Source organism: Methylocystis echinoides (assembly GCF_040687965.1).
Classification (GTDB): domain Bacteria; phylum Pseudomonadota; class Alphaproteobacteria; order Rhizobiales; family Beijerinckiaceae; genus Methylocystis; species Methylocystis echinoides_A.
Genome location: NZ_CP156085.1, coordinates 104,141 through 129,729 on the forward strand (window position 1 = coordinate 104,141; position 25,589 = coordinate 129,729).

General features: G+C 59.4%; 25 protein-coding genes and 2 pseudogenes. 16 read left to right on the plus strand and 11 right to left on the minus strand.

Translation table 11 applies throughout. The features are described from left to right. Positions 1-84: 84 nt before the first annotated feature. A complete protein-coding gene (locus RVU70_RS19125) occupies positions 85-366 on the minus strand; it encodes a hypothetical protein (RefSeq protein ID WP_363351837.1) in 282 nt (93 codons plus the stop codon). A 237-nt stretch (positions 367-603) separates the two neighbouring features. On the opposite strand from RVU70_RS19125, the gene RVU70_RS19130 reads away from it, so the two are divergent. From RVU70_RS19130 to RVU70_RS19140, 3 genes are all read left to right on the plus strand, one after another. After that, a complete protein-coding gene (locus RVU70_RS19130) occupies positions 604-1,035 on the plus strand; it encodes a hypothetical protein (protein ID WP_363351839.1) in 432 nt (143 codons plus the stop codon). A gap of 222 nt (positions 1,036-1,257) precedes the next feature. After that, positions 1,258-2,202, plus strand: coding sequence for an IS110 family transposase (locus RVU70_RS19135; protein ID WP_363351841.1), 945 nt, complete (start codon positions 1,258-1,260; stop codon positions 2,200-2,202). A 417-nt stretch (positions 2,203-2,619) separates the two neighbouring features. Next, on the plus strand, positions 2,620-3,432 hold the full coding sequence (locus tag RVU70_RS19140) for an IS5 family transposase (RefSeq protein WP_363351843.1): 813 nt from the start codon (positions 2,620-2,622) through the stop codon (positions 3,430-3,432). A 189-nt stretch (positions 3,433-3,621) separates the two neighbouring features. On the opposite strand, the gene RVU70_RS19145 is transcribed toward RVU70_RS19140, so the two are convergent. The 3 genes from RVU70_RS19145 to RVU70_RS19155 all read right to left on the minus strand — a co-directional run bounded on the left by RVU70_RS19145 (position 3,622) and on the right by RVU70_RS19155 (position 5,542). Beyond that, on the minus strand, positions 3,622-4,287 hold the full coding sequence (locus tag RVU70_RS19145; RefSeq protein ID WP_363351845.1) for a TMEM175 family protein: 666 nt from the start codon (positions 4,285-4,287) through the stop codon (positions 3,622-3,624). Between the two features lie 32 nt (positions 4,288-4,319). Further along, a complete protein-coding gene (locus RVU70_RS19150; RefSeq protein ID WP_363351847.1) occupies positions 4,320-4,619 on the minus strand; it encodes a TIGR02300 family protein in 300 nt (99 codons plus the stop codon). Between the two features lie 479 nt (positions 4,620-5,098). Next, positions 5,099-5,542 carry a hypothetical protein gene (locus RVU70_RS19155; protein WP_363351849.1) on the minus strand — a complete coding sequence of 148 codons (444 nt, stop codon included), beginning with the start codon at positions 5,540-5,542 and terminating at the stop codon, positions 5,099-5,101. Between the two features lie 509 nt (positions 5,543-6,051). Between RVU70_RS19155 and RVU70_RS19160 the strand changes: the two genes are divergently transcribed. The 3 genes from RVU70_RS19160 to RVU70_RS19170 all read left to right on the plus strand — a co-directional run bounded on the left by RVU70_RS19160 (position 6,052) and on the right by RVU70_RS19170 (position 7,415). Then, positions 6,052-6,285, plus strand: coding sequence for a hypothetical protein (locus RVU70_RS19160; RefSeq protein WP_363351851.1), 234 nt, complete (start codon positions 6,052-6,054; stop codon positions 6,283-6,285). Between the two features lie 77 nt (positions 6,286-6,362). Beyond that, the gene (locus RVU70_RS19165; RefSeq protein ID WP_363351901.1) at positions 6,363-7,106 is read left to right on the plus strand and encodes a serine protease; all 744 of its coding nucleotides are present in this window, start codon (positions 6,363-6,365) and stop codon (positions 7,104-7,106) included. A gap of 183 nt (positions 7,107-7,289) precedes the next feature. Next, positions 7,290-7,415, plus strand: a complete 126-nt coding sequence (locus RVU70_RS19170; protein WP_363351853.1) for a hypothetical protein — start codon at positions 7,290-7,292, stop codon at positions 7,413-7,415. Positions 7,416-7,425: 10 nt separating this feature from the next. Here RVU70_RS19170 and RVU70_RS19175 read toward each other — a convergent pair whose 3' ends face one another. Beyond that, on the minus strand, positions 7,426-7,764 hold the full coding sequence (locus tag RVU70_RS19175) for a hypothetical protein (RefSeq protein WP_363351854.1): 339 nt from the start codon (positions 7,762-7,764) through the stop codon (positions 7,426-7,428). A gap of 473 nt (positions 7,765-8,237) precedes the next feature. On the opposite strand from RVU70_RS19175, the pseudogene RVU70_RS19180 reads away from it, so the two are divergent. Beyond that, positions 8,238-8,393, plus strand: a pseudogene (locus RVU70_RS19180) (stress-induced protein); the annotation flags it as partial. A gap of 117 nt (positions 8,394-8,510) precedes the next feature. Then, positions 8,511-8,642 carry a hypothetical protein gene (locus RVU70_RS19185; RefSeq protein WP_363351856.1) on the plus strand — a complete coding sequence of 44 codons (132 nt, stop codon included), beginning with the start codon at positions 8,511-8,513 and terminating at the stop codon, positions 8,640-8,642. 646 nt (positions 8,643-9,288) lie between these two features. On the opposite strand, the gene RVU70_RS19190 is transcribed toward RVU70_RS19185, so the two are convergent. Beyond that, positions 9,289-9,477, minus strand: a complete 189-nt coding sequence (locus RVU70_RS19190; RefSeq protein ID WP_363351858.1) for a hypothetical protein — start codon at positions 9,475-9,477, stop codon at positions 9,289-9,291. 509 nt (positions 9,478-9,986) lie between these two features. Between RVU70_RS19190 and RVU70_RS19195 the strand changes: the two genes are divergently transcribed. Then, positions 9,987-10,241 carry a hypothetical protein gene (locus RVU70_RS19195; protein WP_363351860.1) on the plus strand — a complete coding sequence of 85 codons (255 nt, stop codon included), beginning with the start codon at positions 9,987-9,989 and terminating at the stop codon, positions 10,239-10,241. Between the two features lie 223 nt (positions 10,242-10,464). After that, entirely contained in the window at positions 10,465-10,815 is a 351-nt protein-coding gene (locus tag RVU70_RS19200; protein ID WP_363351862.1) for a hypothetical protein, read from the plus strand. A 162-nt stretch (positions 10,816-10,977) separates the two neighbouring features. Here the strand turns inward: RVU70_RS19200 and RVU70_RS19205 are convergent, their stop codons facing one another. The 3 genes from RVU70_RS19205 to RVU70_RS19215 all read right to left on the minus strand — a co-directional run bounded on the left by RVU70_RS19205 (position 10,978) and on the right by RVU70_RS19215 (position 15,143). Further along, positions 10,978-11,430, minus strand: a complete 453-nt coding sequence (locus RVU70_RS19205; protein WP_363351864.1) for a hypothetical protein — start codon at positions 11,428-11,430, stop codon at positions 10,978-10,980. A gap of 2,119 nt (positions 11,431-13,549) precedes the next feature. Continuing rightward, positions 13,550-14,113, minus strand: a complete 564-nt coding sequence (locus RVU70_RS19210; protein WP_363351866.1) for a response regulator — start codon at positions 14,111-14,113, stop codon at positions 13,550-13,552. Further along, positions 14,031-15,143, minus strand: a complete 1,113-nt coding sequence (locus RVU70_RS19215) for a hypothetical protein (protein WP_363351868.1) — start codon at positions 15,141-15,143, stop codon at positions 14,031-14,033. Before RVU70_RS19215 ends, RVU70_RS19210 begins: the two co-directional genes overlap by 83 nt. 296 nt (positions 15,144-15,439) lie before the next feature. Between RVU70_RS19215 and RVU70_RS19220 the strand changes: the two genes are divergently transcribed. The 6 genes and pseudogenes from RVU70_RS19220 to RVU70_RS19245 all read left to right on the plus strand — a co-directional run. Next, complete coding sequence (locus RVU70_RS19220) at positions 15,440-17,941, plus strand: ATP-binding protein (RefSeq protein ID WP_363351870.1); 2,502 nt, start codon at positions 15,440-15,442, stop codon at positions 17,939-17,941. Positions 17,942-19,701: 1,760 nt separating this feature from the next. Next, positions 19,702-19,920 carry an IS630 transposase-related protein gene (locus tag RVU70_RS19225; protein WP_363351872.1) on the plus strand — a complete coding sequence of 73 codons (219 nt, stop codon included), beginning with the start codon at positions 19,702-19,704 and terminating at the stop codon, positions 19,918-19,920. A gap of 735 nt (positions 19,921-20,655) precedes the next feature. Continuing rightward, on the plus strand, positions 20,656-20,958 hold the full coding sequence (locus tag RVU70_RS19230) for a hypothetical protein (RefSeq protein WP_363351874.1): 303 nt from the start codon (positions 20,656-20,658) through the stop codon (positions 20,956-20,958). Between the two features lie 115 nt (positions 20,959-21,073). After that, positions 21,074-21,418 carry a hypothetical protein gene (locus RVU70_RS19235; protein ID WP_363351877.1) on the plus strand — a complete coding sequence of 115 codons (345 nt, stop codon included), beginning with the start codon at positions 21,074-21,076 and terminating at the stop codon, positions 21,416-21,418. Positions 21,419-21,632: 214 nt separating this feature from the next. Beyond that, entirely contained in the window at positions 21,633-21,878 is a 246-nt protein-coding gene (locus RVU70_RS19240) for a hypothetical protein (RefSeq protein WP_363346363.1), read from the plus strand. 822 nt (positions 21,879-22,700) lie between these two features. After that, a pseudogene (locus RVU70_RS19245) lies at positions 22,701-23,191 on the plus strand (integrase core domain-containing protein); the annotation flags it as partial. A gap of 67 nt (positions 23,192-23,258) precedes the next feature. Here RVU70_RS19245 and istB read toward each other — a convergent pair. Together istB and istA are read right to left on the minus strand one after the other, a co-directional pair. Further along, the gene (istB, locus tag RVU70_RS19250) at positions 23,259-24,125 is read right to left on the minus strand and encodes an IS21-like element helper ATPase IstB (RefSeq protein ID WP_363351879.1); all 867 of its coding nucleotides are present in this window, start codon (positions 24,123-24,125) and stop codon (positions 23,259-23,261) included. Further along, the gene (gene istA, locus RVU70_RS19255; RefSeq protein WP_363351880.1) at positions 24,122-25,387 is read right to left on the minus strand and encodes an IS21 family transposase; all 1,266 of its coding nucleotides are present in this window, start codon (positions 25,385-25,387) and stop codon (positions 24,122-24,124) included. The genes istB and istA overlap by 4 nt, the downstream gene beginning before the upstream one ends. Positions 25,388-25,589 lie beyond the last annotated feature (202 nt).

The window sequence follows — 25,589 nt, forward strand, 5'->3', positions numbered from 1 at the left end:
CTTCGATTCCCAGGCATTTGACCTTGGATTGAAAAATCTTCCTACGACTGGACCCGTGATCGTGACGCAGTCTCAATCCGCGGGCTATTTCTGGAGCGATCGCGCCGAAGCAGCGTTTGACCCCCTGCCGAACCGGCTCCAGCGCGCCTCGAACCGATTGGCTGATTTTGCGGCACGAACGCCAACGACCTCTGAGTTGGCGTGTTCGACGGCGGCGAACACATAGGCCTTGCCTTCGTCGGTCGTGACCGTTTGCCTCATGTCCGTTCCCCATATTTCGTTGACGCGATCGGTGACGATCGCACTGTAGCTCCGATCAGCATTTTCAGACAGCAGTGTTGTTGAGATTAGTAACAAGTGGAACATTCTGCAGCCGCCAAACTGAGACCCCAGTCGGTCTCTTCGCTTCGACCAGATAGACATCGCTATAGGAAAGGCCTATAGGATCAATCTTATCTCATCTTCGTCACTCAGTGTCCCGCCATTGCGCTGCTTTTTCGCCCGCAACTCCGCCTCCCTGCTTTCCAGGTGGTCCGTAAGATCCTGAGCACCACAGGCAGATGCCCGGGATTCCGATAAGGGAATCCTGACGCCGCCCAGGGCGTGATCAGGCTGCAAAGCGAATTTGCGGAAGCTTACCGCGACATATCGACGAAATTCGCCGATCAGCCGCTTGTCTTGCCGAAAGCAGTCGCGAGCATTCCTGTCTTTGGTCCAATTCTGGACGAGGCGGTGACCCAGGTATGGAACGATCCCGAGCTGCGCAAAGAACAACTAAAAGATTGGTTGGAGCCGTGGGTGCGTGAGCTTGCCGGGATAGTCGGACGGATTGGGCGGACAGCCGTGCAACTTGCCGTAACCACCATAACGCTCTTTTTCTTCTATCGGGACGGCGAGCTGGTGTTGGAGCAGGCTCGCAGAGGACTCCGCAAAGTAGCTGGCGAGCCGGCGGACCATTACTTGAAAGCCGTAGGAGATGTCGATCGGCAATTCAATATGGACTCGCCTCTCATTGACATCCAAAGACTTAGCTGAGACCGAAGTGCCACTCTTGGCATTTCAATCGAGACTGGCGCAGACGTTTTATGCACTGAAAGCGGAATTCGTCGACCGGTCGATCGACAAAGGCATTCTCGAGCGTGATGCCAGTTTCACCCAACAAAAACCACGCACTACCTTACCCTTTCAATCGAAACTCAGCCTGCTAAAGTCTCATATGAAAGGCTCGAAATCGCCGCCGTATCCCAAAGTCTCATATTGAACTGCCGATGTATCCTGACAGCGCCCTTCTTCGCGAATCTTCCGCCCTGCATTGTTGGAATGGAAGCCTCGAACGGCGCGCATTATTGGGCCAAGACGTTCTCCGAGCTTGGGCATGACGTTCGATTGATCAGCCAGCAGTTCGTCACGCCATACGTAAAATCCAACAAGAATGATCGGAATGACGCCGAGGCGATCTGTGAAGCAGTCGGCCGTCCGAACATGCGGTTCGTTCCGGTCAAATCCGCCGAACAGCTGGCGATCCAGGCTATTCATCGGATTCGCAGTCGTCTAGTCGCCAATAGGGTTAGACCTGTGAACCAGATCCGCGGCCTACTCGGCGAGCACGGCGTCGTTATTGCGCAGGCCATCGGCAATCTTCGGCGCGCTTTGCCGCGGATCGTCGACGAGGAAAGCAACGGTCTGAACAGCATTGTTCGGGAGTTGATCGGCGAATTGCGGGAGGAATTGATCGACCTTGATAAGCGGGTCGCAATTTACGATCGCAAAATCCGGGAATTGTATCGAACAAGCGAAGCATGTCAGCGCCTCGGCATGGTCGAAGGAATTGGACCTATTACTGCGACAGCGCTGGTCGCAGCGGCTGGCGATGCAAAATGCTTCAAGAATGGACGACAGTTCGCGGCATGGATCGGACTTGTCCCGAGACAACGATCGAGTGGCGGCCGATCGCGGCTGCTCGGCATCAGCAAACGCGGCGACCGATATCTTCGCACCTTGCTTATCCACGGCGCACGCGCCGCCTTGGGCCGGATACGAGGGAAGCAGGATCCGAGAAGCCTTTGGCTGCTCAAAGCGCGCGAACGCCATCATCCAAATGTCGTCGCCGTCGCGCTCGCCAACAAGAACGCTCGGATCGCATGGAGCTTGATCGCCAGCGGCATGAACTACGATCAGCGTCTAACCGTCAGCTCGGCCTAACCGCAGCTAAGCATCCGGGAAACAGACAACCAAGGAGATTCCCACCAGCAATTGCAACGATTGGCAGTGATGGCGAAACGGTCACTCCGTCGCTTCCCGAACCTGATGTGTGGACCGGCATGGCGAGAGCCAATGCCTTGGGGGCATTGAGGTGGAAGCGCGCGAAAATCCATCGAGGCTCGCGGCAAGAACTTTTTCGGCCGCATCATGAAGCCGGATATACGTCAGCAGTTGTGACCGAAAGTCGGAACTGTCAAAGCCGTTGCAATCGGGCGGGGTCCATATACATCCATACATGGACACGATCATCGAGCCACTCCTCCGAGACCTATCCTCGAATATCGAGATCAATGCCAGGCGGCCGCCGGCGTAGAGGGTGTTATGTACTTTGGTGATTGATTGTCTTAGTAGAATCGGATGTCTCCGACTCGTAAACCTTATCCTTCTGATGTCAGCGACGAAGAGTGGTCGCTGGTTGCGCCTTATCTGACGCTCATGGACGAAGGCGCGCCTCAGCGTCAACATTCGCTGCGCGAGCTGTTCAACGGCCTGCGTTATGTGCTGCGCTACGGCATCGCATGGCGCGCCATGCCTAACGATCTACCACCGTGGTTCGCCGTTTATCAGCAATCCCAGCGCTGGCTGGCGGCGGGCGTGTTCGAGGCGCTGGCACAGGATCTGCGCGCCCTTTTGCGCGTCGCGTCCGGTCGCGCCACGGAGCCGACGGCGGCGATAATCGACAGCCGGACCTTGCGCTCGACCCCGGAGAGCGGCCCGCGGGCGGGCTACGACGGCGCCAAGCGAAAGCGGGGTTCGAAGCTGCACATGGCGGTTGACACTTTGGGCCATTTGCTGGCGCTGCATGTCACGCGGGCAAATGTCGACGACCGCGCCGAGGTCGGCAAGCTCGCCGCCGCCGTGCAGGAAGCGACGAGCGAGAGCGTCGAACTCATTTATGTTGATCAGGGCTACACCGGCGAGAACGCTGCCGAGGCGGCAAAGGCGCAGGGCGCCGAACTTTGCGTCGTCAAACTGGCCGAAGCGAAGAAAGGCTTCGTGTTGCTGCCCAAGCGATGGGTGGTCGAGCGTTCATTCGCCTGGGCGACACGATGCAGGCGGCTCGTCAAAGATTACGAGCGCTATGCCCAAACCCTCGCAGGCCTCCACGTCGTCGCCTTCGCATGTCTCATGCTCAAACGCGCCGCAGAATTCATGCTCCAAGGTGCATAACACCCTCTAGGAATACGCTGTTCCCGGCGGAGCAGGCCCGGATCGTGCGGCTGCTCGTCGGCAGGGTCACGGTGGGCGGGAGATTCCATCCGACCGAGACATTTGGCCTCTCGAGTGAATGGCTTCTCAGGTGAAAAAGAGGGAGGGACATTGTCGCCCGTCTTTGACAGTGTCCCGAAGCCTGTCTCCCTACCCTTTAGCCCACCAAGTCCCAATGCGCGACGACTCGTTAGTTCCAACATCGCTCGGCCATCCACGAAACGCAAAAAAAAGCGCCAATAAGAGACACATCGTCACGCTCCCCATCTCCGTGATGAAAGACGTTCCGAACGCGCCAAAATAGAGGATAGGGCCAAGCCTGTAGTGGCTGGTGATGCGCATTGCGTTCTCGTGCTCCGAAGTGGTTGCGTCTATCGCCAGCAGCTTTCCCTGCTTTGACGCGTGAAGCCACAACCCGTGAAATACAAGCGAAATCGCCAGAAACGTTCCCGTGTATAAGCTCGCTGCAACTTTAGCGTCCGGATGTAAGAGATATTCCGCGAGTAACCCAGTAGGGAATGGAACAAACGTGACAAAAAGCAGCAGCAAGCCGTTCCAATAAACCAGAACAAGATCCGCCCGTCGGATTGCAGCAAATATCCAGTGATGGTGAGACCAAATGACGAGAATCGTGATAAAGGAGATCAAAAAGGCGAGATAACTAGGCCAGAGCTCAAGGAGCGCGACCGTCATACCGTGCGATAATACTGTGTCCCGACTTGGAACTTTTATTTCCAGAACGAGGAGTGTAACGGCGATTGCGAATACTCCATCACTAAACGCCTCGATCCGGTGGGTTTCCCTATCTTGTGACATTTTGTCCTTTGCCGAAGTGCACGGCAATGCCCTCAGGCCGGAACTTCGGATTTGTCGGTCTCATCATGCTGCTCTGTTGGCCGGATGGTGCTCTCTCCATCTTCTCTCTCGTCGTCTAACAAGACCGCATCAGCCGGGCATGCGCCCGCCAAGGCACCGCCACTGAATTCGGCAGGGTGCGGCCGCGCGTATTTGGACGACGAGCGCACAATCTCCACGACATGAAAGACCGCTTTGCATTTTGGGCAGACGATCGGGTTGCGATTGAGGTCAAAAAAAGGAGTGCTACAATTCAAACATCGACGCTTTTCGCCGAGTTCCGATTTGGCCATTCGCTTTATTCCTGAGTGGGTCGCGGAGTGCGATGTTTTCACGGGCCCCGCTTGTTGGGGGACATTAAGCAAAGGCAGTGATCGCAACGGTCACGGCAGCCACAATCGTGAAAATCGAAAGAATCGCGGTCACTGTATCTAGCCGAAATGCTCCTGAGCTTTCCTCTGCTTCGAACCACTTTGTGAGTAGGTTTGCATGGTATGTCCTTCCACAGAACTCGTGAGAACAGCGCTCGCAAGATGCAGCGCCACGTGATCGATGTTCTGCAAGAAGGTCGCGCGCTTAAGCGCAAGCTTTGCCGCTTTTCAAGAGTCACTCGGCGGGAACCCGATCTATACAACCTGGTAGATGATTTGCAAAATACAAGGGACGCTGCGGACTTTGCTCTGACGCAAGTTCACGAAGATCGACACCTTTGTGCAGACGGGTGCGAGCTAGGACAGGCGCAGCGGAGGGAGCCGGCGTTGAATTTTGAGTACTAACGCACTTTGGACTGGACATGGCGATAGTCTACCGCGCGACGCTTCGCGTGCGCCGCTCCGTCATCAGACACCTGCCCCATCTGCTCCACCCATGGCAGGTAGCTCGCCTTCATCAAGTCGTTGATCGAGACGGCCGGCGGGACACGCCAAAGCAGCAAGCGTTCGAGAACATCTGGCGAGAGATACGCCAGCCGCATGATCCGGCTGACATACCGATCGGTTACCCTCTCGGCGAGAGCGATGTCCTGGATCGTCGCTGCCTCGCCATTCTCCAGTCGCCGCCACGCCCACGCGCGGCCGAGGGCGCGCAGAATATGCGGATCCTGTAACCGGGCCTGAAAGCCCGGCTCGCGCTCGGGCGGCAGGATTTTGGGCCGGCCATTACGGCGCCTGAACGTCAGCGGGATGAAGACCCGGATGGCGTCGTCTGTGTCGGTCATTCAGCAGCTACCTTATAGTCGTTGGCGGAGAGGTCTTTGACGAGGGTGGCGAGGCCATTGTTGAGCAGATCGACGGCGATACCGGCGGCTCCCTACTAAAATCGGTGCGGTAGTGGCTGACATCGCAGAGCAAATCCAATCATCAACTGCAGGCCTGGCAAATACAGAGAACTGCGAGGATCCCGGAGCAGGCGCAACAAGTTATCATCGCAGCGGTGAGCGTGATCGGCTATGATCCTCACCCCGGCTGGCGCCTGCCCAGCGGAACGGACTTTTGGATATCCATGGAGGATGGACTTCGAGAGGTTCAGCTTAGACGCGATCAACAAGCTTCCAGGTCTCCTGGACGAGATAGAGAAGAACTCTCCGGACGGGAAAAACATTGACACGTTAACACTGTTACACAGGGTGAGCGGAATTCTTGATAGGATCTGCCCATTCGAAAAGCTGCGATAGCGCTCCGCCAAAATCGCAATTCAGACCATTGACGCCACGTAGAGGAATATCTCATGGAAGCTCACGCAAATAGCAATAGAGATACCGGTATTGTTGCATTCCAATGTCCAAAGTGCGGGCACGGCCTCGAACAAACGATTGAGATGCTGAAAATGCAAACTCGGATGCATTGTTCTGGCTGCGGTGTCGCGATAAATATTGATACAGACAGATTGTCGGATGCGATCGAAGAGATTCGTGCCGCTGCTGAGCTGGTTCCGCCGGAGATCACGATTAAGTTTTTCTAAGCCGTCCTTGAAGGTCTATAGCACGCGCCCGCTTCACATGTCAGGAATGCCGCTTTGGTCAGTGAACGCGCATGATGATAATCGACTCACTTCTGCTCACAGCAGTAAGGATCTGCACTTTCCGACAACGGCAATTGCTGACGAATGCAACCAGCTTTTTTTTCGAACGTGATCAACGCTTGTTCCTGGTAACAAGCCGGCACGTATTATGCGACGAACTAAGCAATCACTTCCCGGATCGGATCGAGATTGAACTGCACGTCGACCAAGAAAATATGGTCAAATCGACCGGGTTCTCAATTCTGCTGTATCGCGATGGCCGAGCTGTTTGGCGTCAGGGAAAGGATGCCGCTGGCGCGATAGACGTGGCGGTGATTGAGATTGAGCGGCAGTCATTGCCCCCGTCATTAGTGTACCGTGCTTTCACGCCCGACCACCTGCTCAACCCGCTGCACCATGTCGACGTCGGAACCTCGCTGCTCGTCGTCGGATTTCCGCTTGGTTTCCATGATACGCTCCACCACCTGCCGATCGTGCGTCAAGGCGTGATCGCTTCGTCATTCGGACTGCGTTTCGAGGGGCGTGGGTATTTCTTGACCGATGCACGCACCCATCGAGGCACGAGTGGCGCGCCCGTTGCAATGCGGGCATCGGATCAGACGGCGGCGCAAGACGTGCTGCCCTGGCGACTGCTCGGGGTTCATTCGTCTCGACTCGATATCGGCAACCGTGACCTTAACCTTGACGAGGCGCTGGGGCTCAATTGCGTCTGGTACCCCGACATCCTGCTCACGCTAACCGAAAACGTCCACGAGTACTAAGAATGCGACGCTTACGGCACCGGAGGTCTAGGAACCCACGTGTCATTCCAGCGTAGTTCTGCGCTTCGCCGAAACACTGACGAGTATGCCCCCCGCCGGTTTTAACGAAATCGAGGGCGGACGGAGCAACTCAAACCAAATGGCTACGCAGCTTTTTCAGGTCGCCATATCGGAGGAGGGCATTTGCGTGTGTCGAGGGTGGCGCTCGCCATGCATCTCGACGGGGACGAAGAGGCGTTGCGGCTGTATCTGAGCGGCGACCGTGTAAGCGCGCGGGTCGCAGGGTATTTCCGCCGCGCCGGGCTATAGCGGCGTCGCGTCAGTCTTTCCGGAACCGGCACCAGACCTGAAATATCTCGTGCAAGGAATGGAGCATCTCAAAGGTATTGACGGTCTTGCCGTCCGGAGACTTGGCTGCGATCTGATCTAGGGCCGGCCCTATTTTGCTGATGGCGTCTCGCTGCACCTCGGCCAAGGCTTCTTCCATGGTCGGCCATGGCTCCATGCCTGAGGGCAGACGCCATCCCGGATGCGGATCGTAGACAATCGCGCGCACGGCGGAGACTATTATCTGCTTGCCTTGTTCAGATATCGTCCCACCCGTGCAAGACTCCCAGCTTGTGATCGCTGCGTGAATTTTTTCTGCGATATCGGCCACGGAACCCAGCTGTCGGTCTAAGCGGATTTTCGAAGTGCGAACTTACCTGAAGCCCCCAGATAAGTCAGCGAGGGAGTCATGGACGCATGGCCTAAACCATTTGAGGGGAGCCACAACCTATGCAGGGTGGACCCTACCTGAGCCTTCCCATAGCTCGATAAGAACAAACCCGCGTGAATGCAGCTTTGTTTCGTGTCCGCGCGTAAATATCGGGCTATCAGACAACGCCAGCAAGGAGGGCACAGGCTCGGATGGCTGATCAGCGATGATGTTTCCGACTTTCTTCGCCCTTGCACCTTTGGGGCCCCGATTGAAGCGGGCAATGACCCAGGAGCCTCTTGCGATGACGGTCGCGTTTGGCGAGCGGCTTGTCGCGAGCAAAGACAGCCGTCGCGGAACTGGAGCTGGAGGCGCAGAGAATGATTTCTCTGCGCCTTATGTCGCGCGTTATCGTGCGTTTACGGGCGCGCTGATTGGCGGCCAAGGCCGGGAGGAAGGGCGGGCAATCCGTCGATCCTGCAAAGCGGTCGTTCTCAAGAGACCACACGCTGGCGTCGCAAGCAGGCTTAAAAGGCGGTCACTCCTCACATGGAGGCAAGGGCAGCAAAAAAGCTATCGAGCAGCCCTGACGCCACTAACCAAGGTGAACCGGCTGGGGCCATGTGCGCCGACACACCTACACCCGCCTTTTCATGAGCTACCGTCAGACCATCGAGAGCACAGACAAGACCTGACGGGAGCCAATCATGACCAAGCTAATCACCAATTTCGCCGCCATCGCTCTGACCCTGAGCATCGGCTTCGCCAGCACGGCTTCCGCGGCCCCCGAAGGCTTCAACAACTTTGACGGCAGCGCTTGCTACTGCATGGACCCGTAATTTCTCATTTTGTGGGGGCGGAAACGGCAAGGGGGCATCTTGGTGCGCCCCCTTTTTCATGGGCTTGGCCCAGTGGTGACGCATCAATGTCATATCGGCGTCTCCTTTTCGGCTTTCATCGGGGGCGGGGGCGGTATAGGAATCACCGCCCGCCCCGCTCCCGCAAACTGCGGCGCCAAATATGCGCTGTCGTTTTCGGCGGCCGCCATCCTTCCCATTCCATCGCGCACCTGGCCCGCGCTCGCGCCTGTTCTTCAGAGACACCCGGGATAGCCGCGTATTCGGCAATGAGCTCGCGTTCTCTTGCTTGCCAGTCGCGCGTCCATAGGATTGCTCCGCACCATTCAGCGAGCGTCTCTATCATCAGACCATGCGCCGCAGCGAATTGCTGGCAATGTAGATGATCGACCTCACGGACATATAGCGCCAAAATCGCAGCGCCAAAGCCATCCCTGCTGCGGAAGAACACCGGTCGCGAGCAAAACGGGGGCAGCTCCGGCTCGCCGTCCCGCGCGTCGATGCGTTCGCCCCTAGCTAGGGTGCGCCAGGAGAAAGGCTTTCGGCAGATTAGCCAACCTCTCGGCTTGGCGAACTCGCGGGCCTGGACGACGGTGGCGCGGTCGAGGTGGTCAATCACCAACGTCATTTATAACAACGCAGAGATGAGCCTGGCTGCTGCGAACATGAAAGCACAGATAAAGGCCAAAGCGATTCCGAACCCCGCCCAGTCGCGAGCTTGCGCGGCCTTGTAGGTGGAGAGGGCGAGGGAAAGGCTAAGAAGCGCCCCGGCAAAGCCAAGCGCCACGGTGGAGAGCTGGGTGAAGGTGAGGGTCACGGCTGCGCCTGCGAGGGCGATAAGCCCCTATCGAGGTTGATGACCGCCGTCGTTTCCGACGGCCTTGAATCGCCCGAATGAAGGCTCGCGAACTCGCCGCCAAGATGATTGGCGTCACGCCCAGCCCACCTGCGAAAATCAGACAGATGAGGGTGAGCGCTAGGCCAATCTTCGCGGCCTCCCAGTCGCGAGCTTTCGCGGCCTTCCAGGTCGCTATGGCGAGGACTAGACCGGAGACGGAGCATGCGAGAGCGCCGAGGAGCAGCAGGGCCGACATCAAAACTCTCTAGCCCTCCACCGACTGCCGCTGATCAAACCCGACCAGAGAAGCAGCCTGTTGAGTAGTTGTGGCTTCTACTTAAGGTTGTTTCGCCGGTTAGCGGACTGTGCCCACTTGGCCCTCCGCATTCTAGGCGCGTCAAAACAAAATCTGTCAAATCCTTCTAAGCCTTGACCATTCTTGCATTAATGCTATCAGCCGTCGAAACGCGGCAAGAAATTGCACGGGCTTGCAGATGATCATTCGTTCTCGTAAAAGAACCTTGTTTTGGTTTGCGTTCACTACGGCACCGCTGCTCGGTTTGGCGATCGAGCCTGGCCAGGATTCGGCGATCGTGCTCGCGCTCATTGCTCTTTTTGGACTGCAAGCCTTCGCCGCCGAATTCTTGGGGTTGCAAAGCAGGCCACGATGGGATTTCCTTGCCACGTCGGGTGTTCCCGCGCTTTTGGTTCCCGGTGCTATGGGGTCGAAAAATAGCGCGTGAGAATATATCGCGCGTCGACTCGCTGGGGAACGATACGCTTCGATTTTACCTAACAAATGCTGAGATTTTTGACGTGGCGTTGCCCAGAAGACGAGAGATGTTGGGGCTTCTGCAACTTGTCAACAGAGCCTATCTCAGCCGGTCACAGACTTGCTCTCCCCGACGTTGAGACCGGTCACTGATAGACGACATAGTAGATCCGGCGTCGAAAGCGTCCGTCCCGTTGGCGGTCAAGATCACCCTATCGAGCACCCCGGCGAGCGATAATGAGGAGCGCGTCAGTCTGGCGACGATCATCGACGATGCGCTACGTTCGATCAGCGTGCATCAGCTCCGTGTTGTCTTGGTCCCTCGATTCAAATCGACCACGCCTGCGTTCGCCCTGCTTCGCATGATCCTCCACGCATTGACGACGAACGCGCTTAGATACGGAGATTTGTCCAGGGCGAACGGGGTCGTGCTTTTGAGCGGCAGCACCGTAGGCGATGGCAATGTCAAAAGCCTTCATCTGGATTGGCAGGAAGAGAAGGGCCCCCGGTTCAGCCCGATCGTCTGGGGTTTGGCACGAAAATGATGAAAGCAGCGCAAGAGCCGTCGGGGGGCAGACTGAACTGCGTTTTGAGCCTGAGGGACTGCGCGCCGATAGCGTAGTAGCAACCGGGCGCTCTGAAGCCGTTCAGCAGAAGGCCTTTTGCAAAGCTGGGGCGCTCCTTTAGGGCGGGCCCGCTAGAAAGAATTACCGTGTTGGCTTTGAGGCGGCTGCCGCCCGCACCAGTGTTGCTCCGACGTCCTGGGGGTCGGCCTGAATGGCTTCGAAACGCGCGGGAATATCGCGATGATTCAGAGCGCGGCAAACCGCCTCTCCTGATTCCTCTGGCCTCAGCTCCTTCTCGCCGAGAACCGTGACGGCGACGACCTTGGTCGCCGTAGTCAGCAGCGGGATCGCATCGTGCAAAGCACGGCTCGCTGCCCGTGTCGCATCCCAGGCGACCACCACTGTTTGAGCGCGAGAAGGTTCAGCTTGCCATGGAATCAGCATTAAGGGGCGTCCGCTGCCGAAAAGAACTGCCTGCACCAAAGCCAGACGCGGATACTCGAGCGGGCCATAAACGCTCACCGCAACAAGATCCCGGATTCGCGCATGCCTTGCGAGTTCGGCGCCCGCGGCCTCCCCTTCCAAATTGCTCACAAGAATTCGACGCCTTGCTCAGCCCCGTTGCACGAACCAGAGATCCAATGCGTTGTGCCTCCTCTGCAACACGCTTCCGGATCCCACCCTGCATTTTGTATCCTGGAGAAAACGGCGCGGCGCAAGGCTCTACCTCGGACAGGAAAGCCGTCACGCGGCCACCTTGAGACGCAGCGAGCGCGAGCGCATATCGCGTTCCGCTCTCGAGATCGGAGCGTGCGCTGATGGTCACATGAACAAGCAAATCCTTCACGGTCTTCTCTCCATCATGATCGCTTATAGTCGTATCGGGCGGCTCGCAATGCGATAACATACCAGCACGGGCGGATCAGAAGTCGCTTTCTGTTTGGTAACTGAAATGCGCGCGCTCGCAATTCGGTTCCTTTGCTGGGTCATCTTCTGGCACGTAAGGCGCGCTTGCTATGCTCGAAAGCAAGCGCGCCCCTTGCACCAAAGCATCCGGGTCGTTGGGCCCTCCAGCGTCCAGGTTGGAGCGGCGCGCCCGTCATGCGACCGCATTGACGTTTTGGCGTTGATGCGCGGGCTTATCGGATACCAGGCCGGAGACGCAGGGTCTGGCGCGTCGTTTCGGAACCCGATGCAAGCGCCAGTCAACGCCGCGTTTTGATTGATGGATAGGTTGCCGCAGCGGATCAACCATCCCCGCTCGTCCGTCGAATAGAGTGGGTGCCGTTGAAGCGCGTCGTCGAAACATGTGAGTTCGGGGCCCTCCTGACAGGAGGTAAGAGGGATACGGCTCGCCTGCATTTTCAGAACGCTCCCGCGCTTGTCCTGGCGCCGTATTGACGCGGCCGTTCTCACGCAAGGGTTGGATAGTGGCGCGATCTGCGACGGCACGTCCAGGAATGCAGCCGCGATGCCAAACTTCCCACCCAGGACCGCAACCCGAAAGCTACCCGGAGCGCATGTTCTGCCGTTGAAGGATTCCGGCGCGTCGTAACCCGGTATGATCGAAGCGCGGTTAACCCCGCAGCTGTCCGCATCGCCGCCACCGTCGGCTATTGGTCACGAATTAGGACGCTACTCTAGGCAGCGCTGAATGTGATCCGGCGTACGAGCGCCTCGCTAACTGGGCGTCGCCCTCTCCGCCATAAGGGTCCCGATCAGGTTAATAGTACAGCCGAAATGATAACGCACTGCTTCTGCAGAGAGGCGCGCACCGAGCCGGGCACGTTAGTTGCGCCTGTGATTTGCTCTCGTCTGTCGGAACTAATAGAAAGTCGTGTCTCCTCCGCCGGGCAGGTGAAAATCTCGACTTTAACGACGTGCAGCAAGGTTCACGGCACGCTTGAACGACGAGCTCGACGCTCAACAAAACGCCCCTGCTGCGCACATGCGCATGGTGACCCGATGGACGATCCTAGATTCCTTAGATGTGCAACCGAGGCGGCGAACGAGGAAAGCTTTGCCGCCACATAGGAACGCGCCACATGCGTCCTTATTGCGCACGCCCTCAACGCAGAGCTACAAGAGCTTGGATGGCGTTCCTACCTCCTGCGCGTTGAGACCACGGTCCGGCATCGAACCGACAGCGCATTTGCCGGTTGCGTTTTGGGGCGCGGCCCCTGGGAGCGGCGCGCTACGGCGCCGGGCATGTGGCGGGGCCATCTGGTCGTTGCGATCGAGACCGCCTGGCTGCTCGATCCGACGCTCGACCAAGCCAATAGGCCGGAATGGGGGCCGCATCGGGTCGGGCCGTTGGTGGTTCGCCTGCCGCGAACATTTTGGATTGGTCCTCGGGGACATCGCCTCGTCGTTGGCGAGTTGGAGGTCAGCTACCGCCCTTATTGCCGCCCCCAGAGCGGCTTCGCAAATAAGCGGGACGCGCGCCCACCTCACTGGCGGCCCATAGCCGAGCGTGTGCTTGAGCGTATTAGATAGGCTGCCGCGAAGTCGCAAGATCTCTACGCCCCAGGAGGGATCTCCCTGGTGGCGCTGTAACGGCTCAACCCCGAACGGGTGGGAACTGGCTGCCCGTCCGGCGCCAAGCTTGCCGCCTTCACAAGAGACCGAGCGGCTCGATGTCCCGCCGCTCGCGCATGCCGAGGGCTGGCGGTCTTGCAATCCGCTAGGTCTCCAAGGCTCTGGATCGGCTGCGTCACAACTCCTCCTCGGGCGCTACGGCGCGCTCAAACAACGACCGAACCCTGGCGGCCAATTCGTCGAGCCTGAAGGGCTTGCGCAGAACCTCCATGTTTGCCGCCAGTTGCAATGTTCCCGCGGACTTGCCGGCGTAGCCGGTGATAAGCAAGATAGGCAAGTCAGGGTACGCGGCGCGCGCGGCGTGTGCTAGTTGCAGACCATTCAACCCGGGGAGGCCTATGTCGCTGACGAGGAGGTCAAACGGCTCGCCGCTCTCGACCAGTTTAAGTCCAGTCGAGCCATCGCCGGCTTCAACCGTCTTGCAGCCAATGCCCTGAAGCGTGGTGACGATTTGGCGACGTACCTCCTCTTGATCCTCGACAACCAGGATTTTGCCTCCCTGCTTTGAGCATGGAGAATAAACCCTGTCGCTGGCCGGCGGGTGTTGGGCGGCCACGGAGGGAAGCTGGGCGCGTCCCGGCAAGTAGATATGAACGCTAGTTCCTTTCTGGGGGGCGCTTTCGATTCGCACAAACCCACCTGATTGTTTGACGAAGCCGTAAACCTGCGACAAGCCCAAACCCGTCCCGTGGCCTGTCGGCTTCGTCGTGAAGAACGGCTCGAAGACGCGGCTGATCACATTGGCTGATGCCCACGCCGCTGTCCGTCACCTCGATCTCGACATAGTCCCCAGGCTCCATGTCGGGCTCTGAAAGCTCGGTCGTCAACGTCCGATCAGCCGTCGTAATCCTCAGCACGCCCCCCTGCGGCATGGCGTCTCGCGCGTTGATCGCCAAGTTCAACAAGGAACTCTCGAGTTGGGATGGGTCGCACGAAACACAGCAGCGGCAGGGCCCGAAGCGAAGCTGTAGCTCGATCTCTGGTCCCAGCGCACGCCGCAACATCTCCTCCATGCCTGCGACGAGCTTGTCGGGCTCGATGATCTTCGGCATTAAAGTTTGTCGGCGCGAGAACGCCAGCATGCGGTTGGTGAGACTGGAGGCGGAGTTCGACGCTTTTCTTATCGCCGCCAGGGGGCGCTCTATCGCGCTGACCCGCCCAGCCGCAATCTGGCGCTGGATGACGTCGAGAGAACCAACGATGACCTGAAGCACATTATTGAAGTCGTGGGCTATGCCGCCCGTCAATTGACCGAGCGCTTCCATTTTTTGTGCGTGCGCGAGCCTCTCCTCGCTCGCGACCAGCGCTGCATTCGCTCGGCGTAATTGTTCCGCCGAAGGAAGCGCGAGAAAGCTGGGTAAAACCCACCATAACGCGACCGCCGTCGCGATGGAGGCGATAGCAGTCGCCGCTTTGACAAGGCCCTGCAGGCCATAGAGCGGGGTCCACAGCGTGAATAGATCGAGCCAATGCGTCGTGCCGCAGAGCAGGATAAAGGCGGCGAACAGCCACAGCATCGGCCGAAAGACCAGGTCGCGGCGTCGCCTTCCGACGATCACAAGCGCCAGGGGAATGGAAAAATACGCCATCGCGATGGTGGCGTCGGACACCGCATAGAGCCAGATCAGTCCCGGCTCCCAAAGCAGGCAGTATCCGTGTGGCGCTAGGCCAGAGTCGCCAAAGAGCCACTCGCTCAGTGCGGAGAGCATGTAAAACCTCCCTGGGAAGGATTGCGGGAGCCGTAGTCCATGACGTCGTGCGGCGCGACGGCTGAATGCCTCAGCCTATGCTTCCCTCTGACTAGGGCGGTCCCTGCTTTCCATTTTGCTTTTCGAAGAACCCTAGCGACACGCGTCTTTTAGCACGATGAATGTTGCCTTGACGCGGGCTTTTCAAGAGGCCTCGAACCAGCTCTTCCTGCAGGGGACGCTCAAATTTTTTAGCCACACCGGATTTCATGGTATAACCCTCGGGCCCATCGCCGGCCTGAGGAAGGCCAAATTCCGTGGACGAGATTCAGAAATCCCAAGACTGCGAGCGCTGCGAAGCTGACCTCTTCTTAGAGTCGGAGGCGCTCAGGCGACTCAATGACGCCAGTTCGCGTCTTTGGCGGACAAACAGCCTGCGAGCAGGATTGGAAGAGATGCTCGTCGCGACGATCGAGCTACTCGGGGCTCGCTTAGGCAACGTGCAGCTCGTCGACTGCGCCACAGGAAAACTGACAATCGCCGCGCAACGCGGGTTTAACCCAGATTTTCTGGACTTCTTCAGAGAGGTTTGCGTTGATGACGGCTCCGCCTGCGGGCGGGCGCTTAAGTTGGGGCAACGTGTCGTCATTGAGGACGTTGAGCTTGACCCTCTGTTTGCCCCCTACCGGGCCATTGCGCGACAGGCGGGGTTCCGCGCCGTCCTGTCGACGCCGCTCATGGGTCGGACGGCAGAAGTGCTCGGGATGATCTCAGCGCATTTTAAAGGGCCCCACCGTCCCACCCAGATAGATTTGGAATGCCTTGACCTTTACGTCCTCCAAGCATCAGGCTTTATTGAGCGGTGCCGCCGCGAAGAAGAACTCCGACGGCGCGCTGAAGAGCGCGAGGCGCTTCTGGACGCATTGCCAGCGTTCATCTGGTTGGGGGAAGTCGAGAGCGGCGTTATCCGCGGCAATCGAGCAGCTAACCAGATTTTGACTGGGGCGCTGGAGGCGCCGCCGGCCGTAAGCGTTTCTGAAAATGTTGCTGCGACTGGACAACCGCCTGACCGGCGACAACTCAAGCAAGACGGAGCGGAACACCAACCTGAGAAATCACCCATCCAGAAAGCCATGGCGAGCGGGAGGCCCGTGCATGACGCCTATATTGACTTCCGGCTCCCAGACGGTCGTCACATCGAAGCCATCGGCAACGCCGCGCCACTGTTTGACGCAAGCGGCGCCGTCAGGGGCGGCGTCGCCGCCTTCGTTGACGTCACCCAACGAAACCAAGCAGAACGAGCGCTGAGGGAAACGGAAGAGTTCAACCGGACGATCATCGACTGTAGTCCTGATTGCATTAAGGTGCTTGATCTAGACGGCCGCCTGCTGATGATCAACGAGGCGGGCCGCCGGCTCCTAGAGATCGACGATGCTGCCTCGCTCTACGGCCAGGATTGGCGCTCCATTTGGCCGCGATTTGCGACGAATGAAGCCGGCGACGTTCTGGCGCAGGCGAAGGCTGGACGCTCCCTCCGTTTTGAGGAGTTGCACACGACCCTCAAGGGAACGCAGAAATGGTGGGACGTCATCATGACGCCTGTGCGCGGGGGCGACGGGGACGTTGTCCGGATCTTGTCGGTTTCCCGCGACATCAGCGACCGCAAGCAGACCGAGGACGCGCTGCGCGACGCTGATCGCCGCAAAGACGAATTCCTCGCGACCCTTGCGCATGAACTGCGCAACCCGCTCGCCGCCATCGCCAATGCTGTCTACTTGCTCAAGAAATCGGCGGGCGGCAGCGGCAGTAATACAGCGCAGACGCCTAAGCTTCTGGCCATGGCGGAAAATCAGGTCGGCCACCTCGTCCGGCTCGTCGATGACCTCTTGGAGGTCTCGCGCATCACCTCGGGGAAAATCCAACTCAAGAAGCAGCCGGTAGATCTCGCGGAGGTTCTTCGGCAATCAGTCGATGCGAGCCACGCGATGGCTGAATCCCTCCGCCACAAGATCAGTCTCGCGCTCCCCGACGAGCCGCTGATGGTCGACGGAGACCCGGTGCGGCTTACGCAAATCTTCACAAACATCTTAAACAACGCCGTGAAGTACACGCCTTTAGGGGGCGATATCGTCGTTTCGACGCAGCGTACCCAAAGCGCATGTTCTGTTCGAATCAAGGACACAGGCGCGGGAATCCCCGCGGACATGTTGTCCCGCATCTTTGACCTTTTCACGCAGGTTGATCGCACCCTGGTCCGCTCTCAGGGAGGCATTGGGCTCGGTCTCAACCTGGCCCGACGCCTCTGCGAGTTGCATGGCGGAGATATCGAAGCGCATAGCGAAGGGGTGGGGCGGGGAAGTGAATTCATCGTACGGCTGCCTTTGATGGCTCCCCTGCTACGGCGTAAGGTTCAATTAGACACGCTAAAGTCGAAAGAATTCCTTTTGAAGAGAGTGATGGTTGTGGACGACGATTCGACCGTGGCGGAATCCTTGGCAATGATTTTGAAGGACTTGGGTGTCGTGGTGAAGACCGCAACCAGCGGCGCCGAAGCTTTGAATTTGCTTTCCCAATTCTGGCCCGAGCTTGCGCTTATCGACATCGGCATGCCGGGAATCGATGGTTATGAAACGGCGCGTCGCATCCGTCGACTGCCCGATGGGAAGAACTTGGTCCTGGCGGCGCTGAGCGGGTGGGGCCGGAGCGAAGATCGCAAGAGAGGGGTCGAAGCGGGATTCGATCGCCATTTTGTCAAGCCGATTGACCTTACGGAGCTTCACGAGCTCCTGTTATTTGGAACCAGAGAAGCACACGGTTGACCCTGAGAGGCCTTCAAGGGGAGATCGCGCGCAATAAGTCTGTTGCCGCCGCGAGTCGGCGAGCCCGCGTTTCCAACCCTGCAATCCTAAACGCCAGCATCAACTAGAAACAGTCACCGCGGGAAGCGCAGGCGCAGAACTTCCTCAGCGTCAAACCAAGCTTCATTGCCGTCAACACTAACAATCCGCTGCTGAGCGCCACGGCTGGGATCTAAGCTCGACGCCCAGCACGATAGCCACGCTAACTCCGTCGGCGTTCAAGTTGCGATCGGGAAACCTGGAAGCTCGCTTTCCAACACGGCCACGGTCGGACAATCAGGAAATCAAACTTACACTGGCCCTCGCCAGCACATAGAAACCCTGTCGCCTCTGCCGCTGGGTCATCCCTGACCATCAAAGAACCGCAGCAAGGGCTGCTCGAGGAGCCATTGCTCCCCGCCTTCCGAAAAGAGAGCGGCCCGGCGGAGTTTGCGCCGCTCGCGCACGACTTCCTCCCGCCACCGACTGAACTCCGCTTTAGGGCCACAGCGGGCAGCCCGACGGCCGGCGCCGCCCCCCACCTCAATGTCGAGTGCGACTTGGCGTTGGGGCGTTGTTTTGCTGTGAAAAACGCGCAAGTAGCCTTTCGATAACCTGCAATCTTATCTCATCTTCGTCACTCAGTGTCCCGCCATCGCGCTGCTTTTTCGCCCGCAACTCCGCCGCCCTGCTTTCCAGGTGGTCCGTAAGATCCTTCCGCCACTCGTCCTCGGCGTACATTGCCTCTCTGCGCCGCCTGTGCGGCCTGAGCTGTTTTTGCTGAAACCCCAACGGGTTATGCGCGCCTACGCTCTTTGTGGTAGTATGGGGCGGCCTTCCTCTAGGGCAAGGTTGTAACCTTAAACGCCGCGCATCGCTATGGCGCCGTCTCCAACAAATCAAGATTGCCTAACCAATCGTCGCCTAGGCGTAATGTTCCCAAACATGCAGGCGGTCGGCCTAAGTGGTTGCGCAGGCATCGGGCAGTCGTGGCGTAGCTCGAGGTAAGGGCCGGTGAGATCACGAGCCGATTCGCGTGTCCCTGCAGAGCATCCAGCGCCTTGATCGCAGCTGAGAGACCCGCTCGGCGAAGTCGCAGCAAAAGGGAATTGCAATTCCACGGTCTAACAGGGAAGCGGCCTGTCAACCGGGATCCTGTTTTCTTCCCTAATTCGCTCAGTAGGGAAACGCGCGCCAGTCGATGCCAGCGTTCGCCGCACGAATGTGCCGCATTGGCAGGAGGATTGGTCCAGCCGCTACCCCAGCTGGCGGTCGGACAGAAAAGCGAGCGAACCGTGCGAAAGCTTAGCGCCGCTTTTTCCCCTGGGGCTTTCTGACCTGTGCGAAGGCGCCGCAGAACCCCCTTCGGTGCGGCCAACTCCGCTAGGGCGAGCGAGAGGCCGCGGTATTCCTGCACACTGGGTCGAAATGAACTAGGGGATAAAGCGTCTACGGTTTCACATCCACATGTTGAGTGCTTCTGGCGCTCCTCGATGATAAGCGGCGGGCGAGAAGCCGACTCGAACTCCTCATAGCCTAATTTAAAAGCGCTCCCCTCAGATCGGCGACATAGCCTTCTGAGTCCATTTCGGAAAACCTGAGCAGGGGGCGGCCGGGTGCGCACGCCCTTTTGACGGTGTCGACGGCGTTTAGAGCGGGTTCATGATTTTCCGATTCAGGAGGGGATTCCCGAATCGGGGAGAGGCTGATTCCTTACGTCATGCGCATGACGGAGGAGCAAGATGGCTCGGGCCTACAGCCAGGATTTGCGTGACCGGGTGATTGACGCCGCATTGAAGGGCCTTTCGGCGCGTCAGGCTGCGGCGCGTTTCGAGGTCGGCGACGCGACGGCAATTGTCTGGGTGCGCCGCGCCCGTCAGACCGGCGAGCGCGGGGCGCGCAAACAAGCACAACCGCGGCGCTGCAAGCTCGACCCGCACCGCGATTCCTGCTTTCTCTGATCGAGACGACGCCGGACCTGACCATCAGCGAGCTGTTGGAGCGGCTCCTCGCCGAGCGCGGGATAAAGGCCTGCCGAGCGACGTTGTGGGGTTTTCTCGACCGCTGCGGTCTGACCTACAAAAAAAGACCGCCCATGCGAGCGAGCAGGACTGGGCGGACATAAAGGAACGGCGCGATGGCTTGGTTTGACAGTCAGCTTAATCTCGATCCCGAAAAGCTCGTCTTCATCGACGAGACCTGGACCACGACCAATATGGCGCGCAAAAACGGGCGCGCGTCTCAAAGGAGAGCGTCTGCGCGCCGGCGTTCCACACGGTCATTGGAAGACGACGACCTTCGTCGCCGGTCTACGCCTGACCGGCATGACGGCGCCGATGGTTCTCGACCGCCCGATCAACGGCCTATGCTTTCAGGCCTATGTCGATGAGCCGGTTTAAGCCGAATCCGCTCTAGTGCTGCCGATCGACGGTTTGGCTCAGTTTCGGACTTCAGTTCGTCGAACCAGCGCTCGACGGAGGCGATCAACAGGTCACGCGCCATCTCGCCCGACGTGACTGGCGGTCGATAGCTCGCGTGGCGAATCAAAAAAGTTGAGGTTAGCAAACTCCCAGCTACCAGGCCTTTCACCCATTTGGACAGCGTCGATAACCAAACTGGCGCCTATTCCAAATGCAGCTCTCGAAGATAGACAGTTTTCGAAGCTCAAATCAACGCTTCACTTTCGGAGAATAGATATGAAGAAGCTGCTTCTCGTTTCGGCCGCTCTGGCCCTTTCCACCACCTACGCCCTGGCTGGCGGCCTCGATATCGCCCAGTCGCTGAAGCTCAACCAAACGATCGGCGACACCTCCAAGGGCGGCTTCGCTCTCAACAAGGCGTTCGTCCTGCAGGCGCAGGTTCCGGTCAACGCCAACGGCGACGTTTCGCAGAAGTTGGAGCTCGGGCAGTCGATCGGCGACACCTCGAAGGGTGGCGCGGCCATCAACAAGGCGACCGTGATCCAGGCTCAGGTTCCGCTGAACTTCGGCGCTCCGTGAGCCTTGCTCTAAGCCGGGTGGTTTAGAGAGATCGCGGCCGACCCTCGGCCGCGATCTTATCTCGGGGCCTTAGCGTCCCTTGTTGACAAGCGCCTCTCAAGATCGGAGCCGACAAATGAAATATTGGCTTATCCCAGTTCTGGTCTGCATTAGCGGCGCTCAGGCGCAGGCGCAAGCGCTCGGAAGCTTCATCAGCGTCAGTCCGAGCTTTATCGGCGTCAACATCAACAACCCGCTGCTGAGCGCCGTCGCGGGCGTGCAGTTCGGCCAGCACAACGATCTCGACGTCGCGCAGAACAGCCTGACCAATTTTGTCGGCGTGCAGCAGGTCTCCATCGGCAAAGCCGGCAGCTCGCAGTCGAACAACGCCGGCGTTACCCAGGTCGGCAATCAAAGCTACACGGGTCTCGGCCAGCACATCGAATCCTTGCCCCCGCTGCCGGGCTTGGGCCAGCCCTGACGGGCTGAACACGGGCGGTCGACGCCACGACAAAACCGCGTGATGACGGCGTGTGGGATGAGCCGTGTTTAGATCTTACTGGGGTCGCAACGACCGAGAATGGCGCAGTTCCAAGCACGCCATTTTGGCCTACCACGTTGGGGGCTGGCGCAAGGGCGAGTCGCCGCTTGACGCCCTTGCCAGAGCGCTCGGCGTAGAATCAGAAAAAACTCTGTTGGAAGACGGCGTCGCTGAGCGGGACGAACTCGATCAGCTTTCAGCCTGTCTGGACGCAGACTGGTTTAACCGGCCCGGGCTGAACATAGAGGAAAGCGTCGCGCTCGCCATTTCGCTGCTCAGCGAAAAACTCGCGGAAGTGCCGCCAGAAGTTCGCGCTTTCTTTGACGCGCCGCGCAAGCTGGAAATTCTGCGTAGCGCCCGCTCCGCCGAGGCGCAGAACGATCCTCGCCACTTCAATTAGGAGCTCGCCGCCCCCGCAGAAGGGGCGAGGGTGGAAATCGGGGGCGCAAGACCGGTCCTATTACTCGCAGGGGTATGCCGACCCGAGGGGCCTCTGACTTGGATGCCCAGGACGAAACCTCCGATGTGATCATCCAAGCCGGGTGCCTGAGGGCGAGCGAGCCAGCGCGGCGCTCTTGGGCGCACCCTAACCACGTAGACACACTGTAGAGCGGTTCGTTGGCACGATAAAATCTCCTCGCCAACTCTGTTGCTGGCCAAGATACGACGGTGGCGGTTTTCCCCAGCATTGGATGCTTTAGTTGGCCGGGAAGCGGCGGTTACTCAAGAAGCAGGTTGTGACCCTTGCACTTGTAGAGGCGGCCCATCACACGAAGCGTGAAGCCTGCACAAGTAAGGATGGCTCGTGTGGCCCTAAACTGGTCCTCGGTTGATCTCGCCAAGACATCCGCGGAACAACACAATATTAAAACCATGCAAATGTGCCGGCAACGCTGCTTCGCTGGGCGCAATCCGTTCGGCCCTGGAAACGGTGGCGTCGAATTCATCCCGGAGAACGGCGGCGGCGCAGATGTGAGGCTCAGGGAACCCGACGGGCCCGGCGGAGTGTCAGTGACCTTGCCCCCTCAACGCCCTCGATTTGAACTGGAATTCAAAGCGAAGAGTAAGAGATGAAGAAGGACCGTTTTTCCGAAGAGCAGATCACCGGGACTCTGAAGGAGCATCAGGCTGGGACCGCGGTGGCGGAGATTTATCGCAGCACGGGATCAGCGACGCGACGTTTTAGGCCTAGCGCTCGAAATATGGCGGCCTTTCCGACGCCAAGCGGTTGATCGGCACGCGGGCGCCAATGACGGTTCCTCAGCAGAGCAATCAATGATGGAGCCTCGACTTTGTGTCGGACCCGCTCAGCAACGGCCGTCGCTTTCGCGTGCTCGTCGTGGTCGACGATTTCACCCGGGAGTGCCTGGCGCTTGTCGTCGACACGTCGATCGGCGGCCGCCGCGTTGCGCGAAAGCTGGACGCGCTGATCACCGGGCGCGGCAAAACGCTTATGATTGTCAGCGAAAACGGAACGGAACTGACCTCGCACGCAATCCTGCGCTGGCAGGAGGACAACGCCGTCGAATGGCGTTACATTGCGCCGGGCAAGCCAACCCAGAATGCTTTCGTTGAGAGCCTGAACGGCCGCTTCCGCGACGAATGTCTCAACGAGCACATGTTCAGGAACTTGCCGGCCGCCAAACGGATCATCGAAGCTTGGCGGATCCACTATAACGCTAACCGCCTCACACCAGCCTCGGCGGCCTTACTGTAAATGCCGATTTTAAATTCCCCAGAAGCGCCGAAGTAAAATTCCCCGGTCTGGCGGGCAGGGCGATCAGCCGATGTCTTGATCGGCGCCTCCGTTTTTGGGCGGGCGCCCACGACGACGCAGGGTCGGCGGGATTGGCGCGGGTTGGATGCTTGCTTTCGTCCGAACATGTTCGGGCAAGAGGTCGGCGTGCTCGCGCAGGCGATAGCTCGAGCCTTCGATCTGGAAGACGACGGCGTGGTGCAGGAGGCGGTCGAGCAGCGCCGTGGCGACGACGGGATCGCCGAAGATCTCCCCCCATTCGGCAAAGCCGCGGTTCGAGGTGAGGATCATCGCGCCCTTTTCATAACGGGCGTTGACGAGCTGGAAGAAGAGATTGCCGCCACCCGGCGTGACGGGCAGATAGCCGATCTCGTCCACGATCAGCAGCGAGAAGCGGCAGAAGTAACGGATCTTCTCCCGCAGCGTCCCTTCGCGTTCGGCCCTGGCCAGCGTCGCGATGATGTCGGCAAGCGAGGCGAAGTAGACGCTGCGACCGGCTTTGACCGCTTCGACCCCGAGCGCCAGGCTGAGATGGGTTTTCCCCGTGCCGGGCGGTCCAATGAGATGGACAGCTTCGGCGCGGTCGATGAACTGCAATTCAGCCAGCGCCATGACGCGGCTCTTGTCGAGCGAAGGCTGGAAGGCAAAGTCGAAGCCGGCGAGCGTCTTGACGGCGGACAGGTGCGCCATCTGAAGCGCCATCCGGACCCGGCGGTTCTCGCGCAGGGTAAGCTCCTCGGTGAGCAGAATGTCGAGCGCGTCCAGCGCTGTAGTCTCGCCTCGCTCGATGCCGCGCAGGGTGACGTCGAGGATTTCGAGGGCGCGCGGCATTCTCAGGCCGACGAGATTCCGTTTGACGCGGTCGATGACGGCGGAGGGCATAGCGCTCATCGCGAGCCTCCCTGCATGGCCAGGCGACGGCCGACCGCGTCGTAAAAGGCTAACGGGCGCCTTGCGGCATGATCGCCGGCGCGCAGCACGAGGGGCGGCGATGCGTCGGGTGGTCGGCGGCGTGGCGCTAGCGACGGCATTTTGCGATGAGCCGGATCGAGAGGTTTTTCGCCACGTCCCTCGAGCGGCGCATGGGCGGCGATCAATGCGCCATCTTCGAAGATGCGGATGGCGTCGGCGAAGACATGGACATCGAGGACGCGTCGGCGCGTCGTGTCCGGCACGCTGTAGAGATTGCCACCCACGCTCACCATGCCTTCGTGGGACGCGCGCCGCTCTAACCGCAGCACCGCCTGATAGGGCGTGGACGGCAGTGGCTGGAGCGACGCCTTTTCCTCGGCGAAAGCCTCATTGACGACGCGCCTGGTCGTGGCGTGGACCCGCGGATTGGCTACGGTATCCAGCCAGGTCCGAAGCTGGGCGTTCAGATCGTCGAGATTGCGGAAGGCGGCGCCCAGGAAAAAATCTTCCCGGATGTAGCGAAAGGGCCGCTCCACCTTGCCCTTCGTCTTGGCGCGGTAGGGCTTGCAGGCGCGCGGCTGAAAGCCGTAATGGCGCGCCAGATCGAGCAGCGCGCGATTGTAGACGACGAGGCCGTCCGGGTCTTCCCCGATGACGGCGGTCTTCATGCGATCGTAAAGGATCTCGCCCGGAACGCCGCCGAGCGCCTCGAAGGCGGCCATGTGGCAGCGCAGGACGCTCTGCATATCCTGGTGCAGGACGAAGCGCGCCCAGATGAAGCGGGAATGGCCCAGGACCATGGAAAAGAGCCAGACGATCCGCTTGACGCCGGGCTCATCGAGGAACTCGACATCGAAGCGGGCGAAGTCGACCTGAGCCTGTTCGCCGGGCGGCGTCTCGAAGCGCACCTCGAAGCCTTTCGGGCGCGGCGGCCGAAGTTCGCGCAGGAAGTCGGTGACTGCAGTGTAGCCGCCGGCATATCCGCGGCCCTTGATCTCTCGCCACAACCGGCGGCCGCTCAGCGCCGGAAAGGCGGCGAGGCGCTCCCGTAGATAGGGTTCGAAGGTAGCGATCGCGCGTTCGCGCGGCGGCCGGGCCTTGTAGCAGGGCGCCGCCAGCCCCGAAGCGATGTGCTTGCGGACCGTCTTCCTGTCGATTCCGAGCTGGCGCGCGATAGCGGACACAGAGACACGCTGACGATGCAATTCCAGGATCATGACAATTTCCCCGAGTTTGATCACGGCGCCCTCCCTCCCGCCAACGGGAGCAGCGTCGGTGAGTCGGCGCGCCACCCGGCCTTCCAGGGCATGCCCTGGAAGGCCGGGCGCCACGAAAACTGGGGAATTTTCAATCGAAACATTTGGGGAGTTTACGTCCGGCACTCACAGCCTTACGCCCGAAGCCTTTGCCGCGAGGGCGCAAAAGGACAAGACACGGAACAGA

What these genes read in the sequence shown, in the direction of transcription:
- RVU70_RS19230 (WP_363351874.1), top strand. Translation starts at nt 20,656, where the DNA reads ATGAAGAAGCTGCTTCTCGTTTCGGCCGCTCTGGCCCTTTCCACCACC.
- istB (WP_363351879.1), bottom strand. Translation starts at nt 24,125, where the DNA reads ATGAGCGCTATGCCCTCCGCCGTCATCGACCGCGTCAAACGGAATCTC.
- RVU70_RS19125 (WP_363351837.1), bottom strand. Translation starts at nt 366, where the DNA reads ATGTTCCACTTGTTACTAATCTCAACAACACTGCTGTCTGAAAATGCT.
- RVU70_RS19185 (WP_363351856.1), top strand. Translation starts at nt 8,511, where the DNA reads ATGACCAAGCTAATCACCAATTTCGCCGCCATCGCTCTGACCCTGAGC.
- RVU70_RS19145 (WP_363351845.1), bottom strand. Translation starts at nt 4,287, where the DNA reads ATGTCACAAGATAGGGAAACCCACCGGATCGAGGCGTTTAGTGATGGA.
- RVU70_RS19235 (WP_363351877.1), top strand. Translation starts at nt 21,074, where the DNA reads ATGAAATATTGGCTTATCCCAGTTCTGGTCTGCATTAGCGGCGCTCAG.
- RVU70_RS19215 (WP_363351868.1), bottom strand. Translation starts at nt 15,143, where the DNA reads ATGCTCTCCGCACTGAGCGAGTGGCTCTTTGGCGACTCTGGCCTAGCG.
- RVU70_RS19150 (WP_363351847.1), bottom strand. Translation starts at nt 4,619, where the DNA reads ATGGCCAAATCGGAACTCGGCGAAAAGCGTCGATGTTTGAATTGTAGC.
- RVU70_RS19160 (WP_363351851.1), top strand. Translation starts at nt 6,052, where the DNA reads ATGGAAGCTCACGCAAATAGCAATAGAGATACCGGTATTGTTGCATTC.
- RVU70_RS19225 (WP_363351872.1), top strand. Translation starts at nt 19,702, where the DNA reads ATGGCTCGGGCCTACAGCCAGGATTTGCGTGACCGGGTGATTGACGCC.
- RVU70_RS19155 (WP_363351849.1), bottom strand. Translation starts at nt 5,542, where the DNA reads ATGACCGACACAGACGACGCCATCCGGGTCTTCATCCCGCTGACGTTC.
- RVU70_RS19140 (WP_363351843.1), top strand. Translation starts at nt 2,620, where the DNA reads ATGTCTCCGACTCGTAAACCTTATCCTTCTGATGTCAGCGACGAAGAG.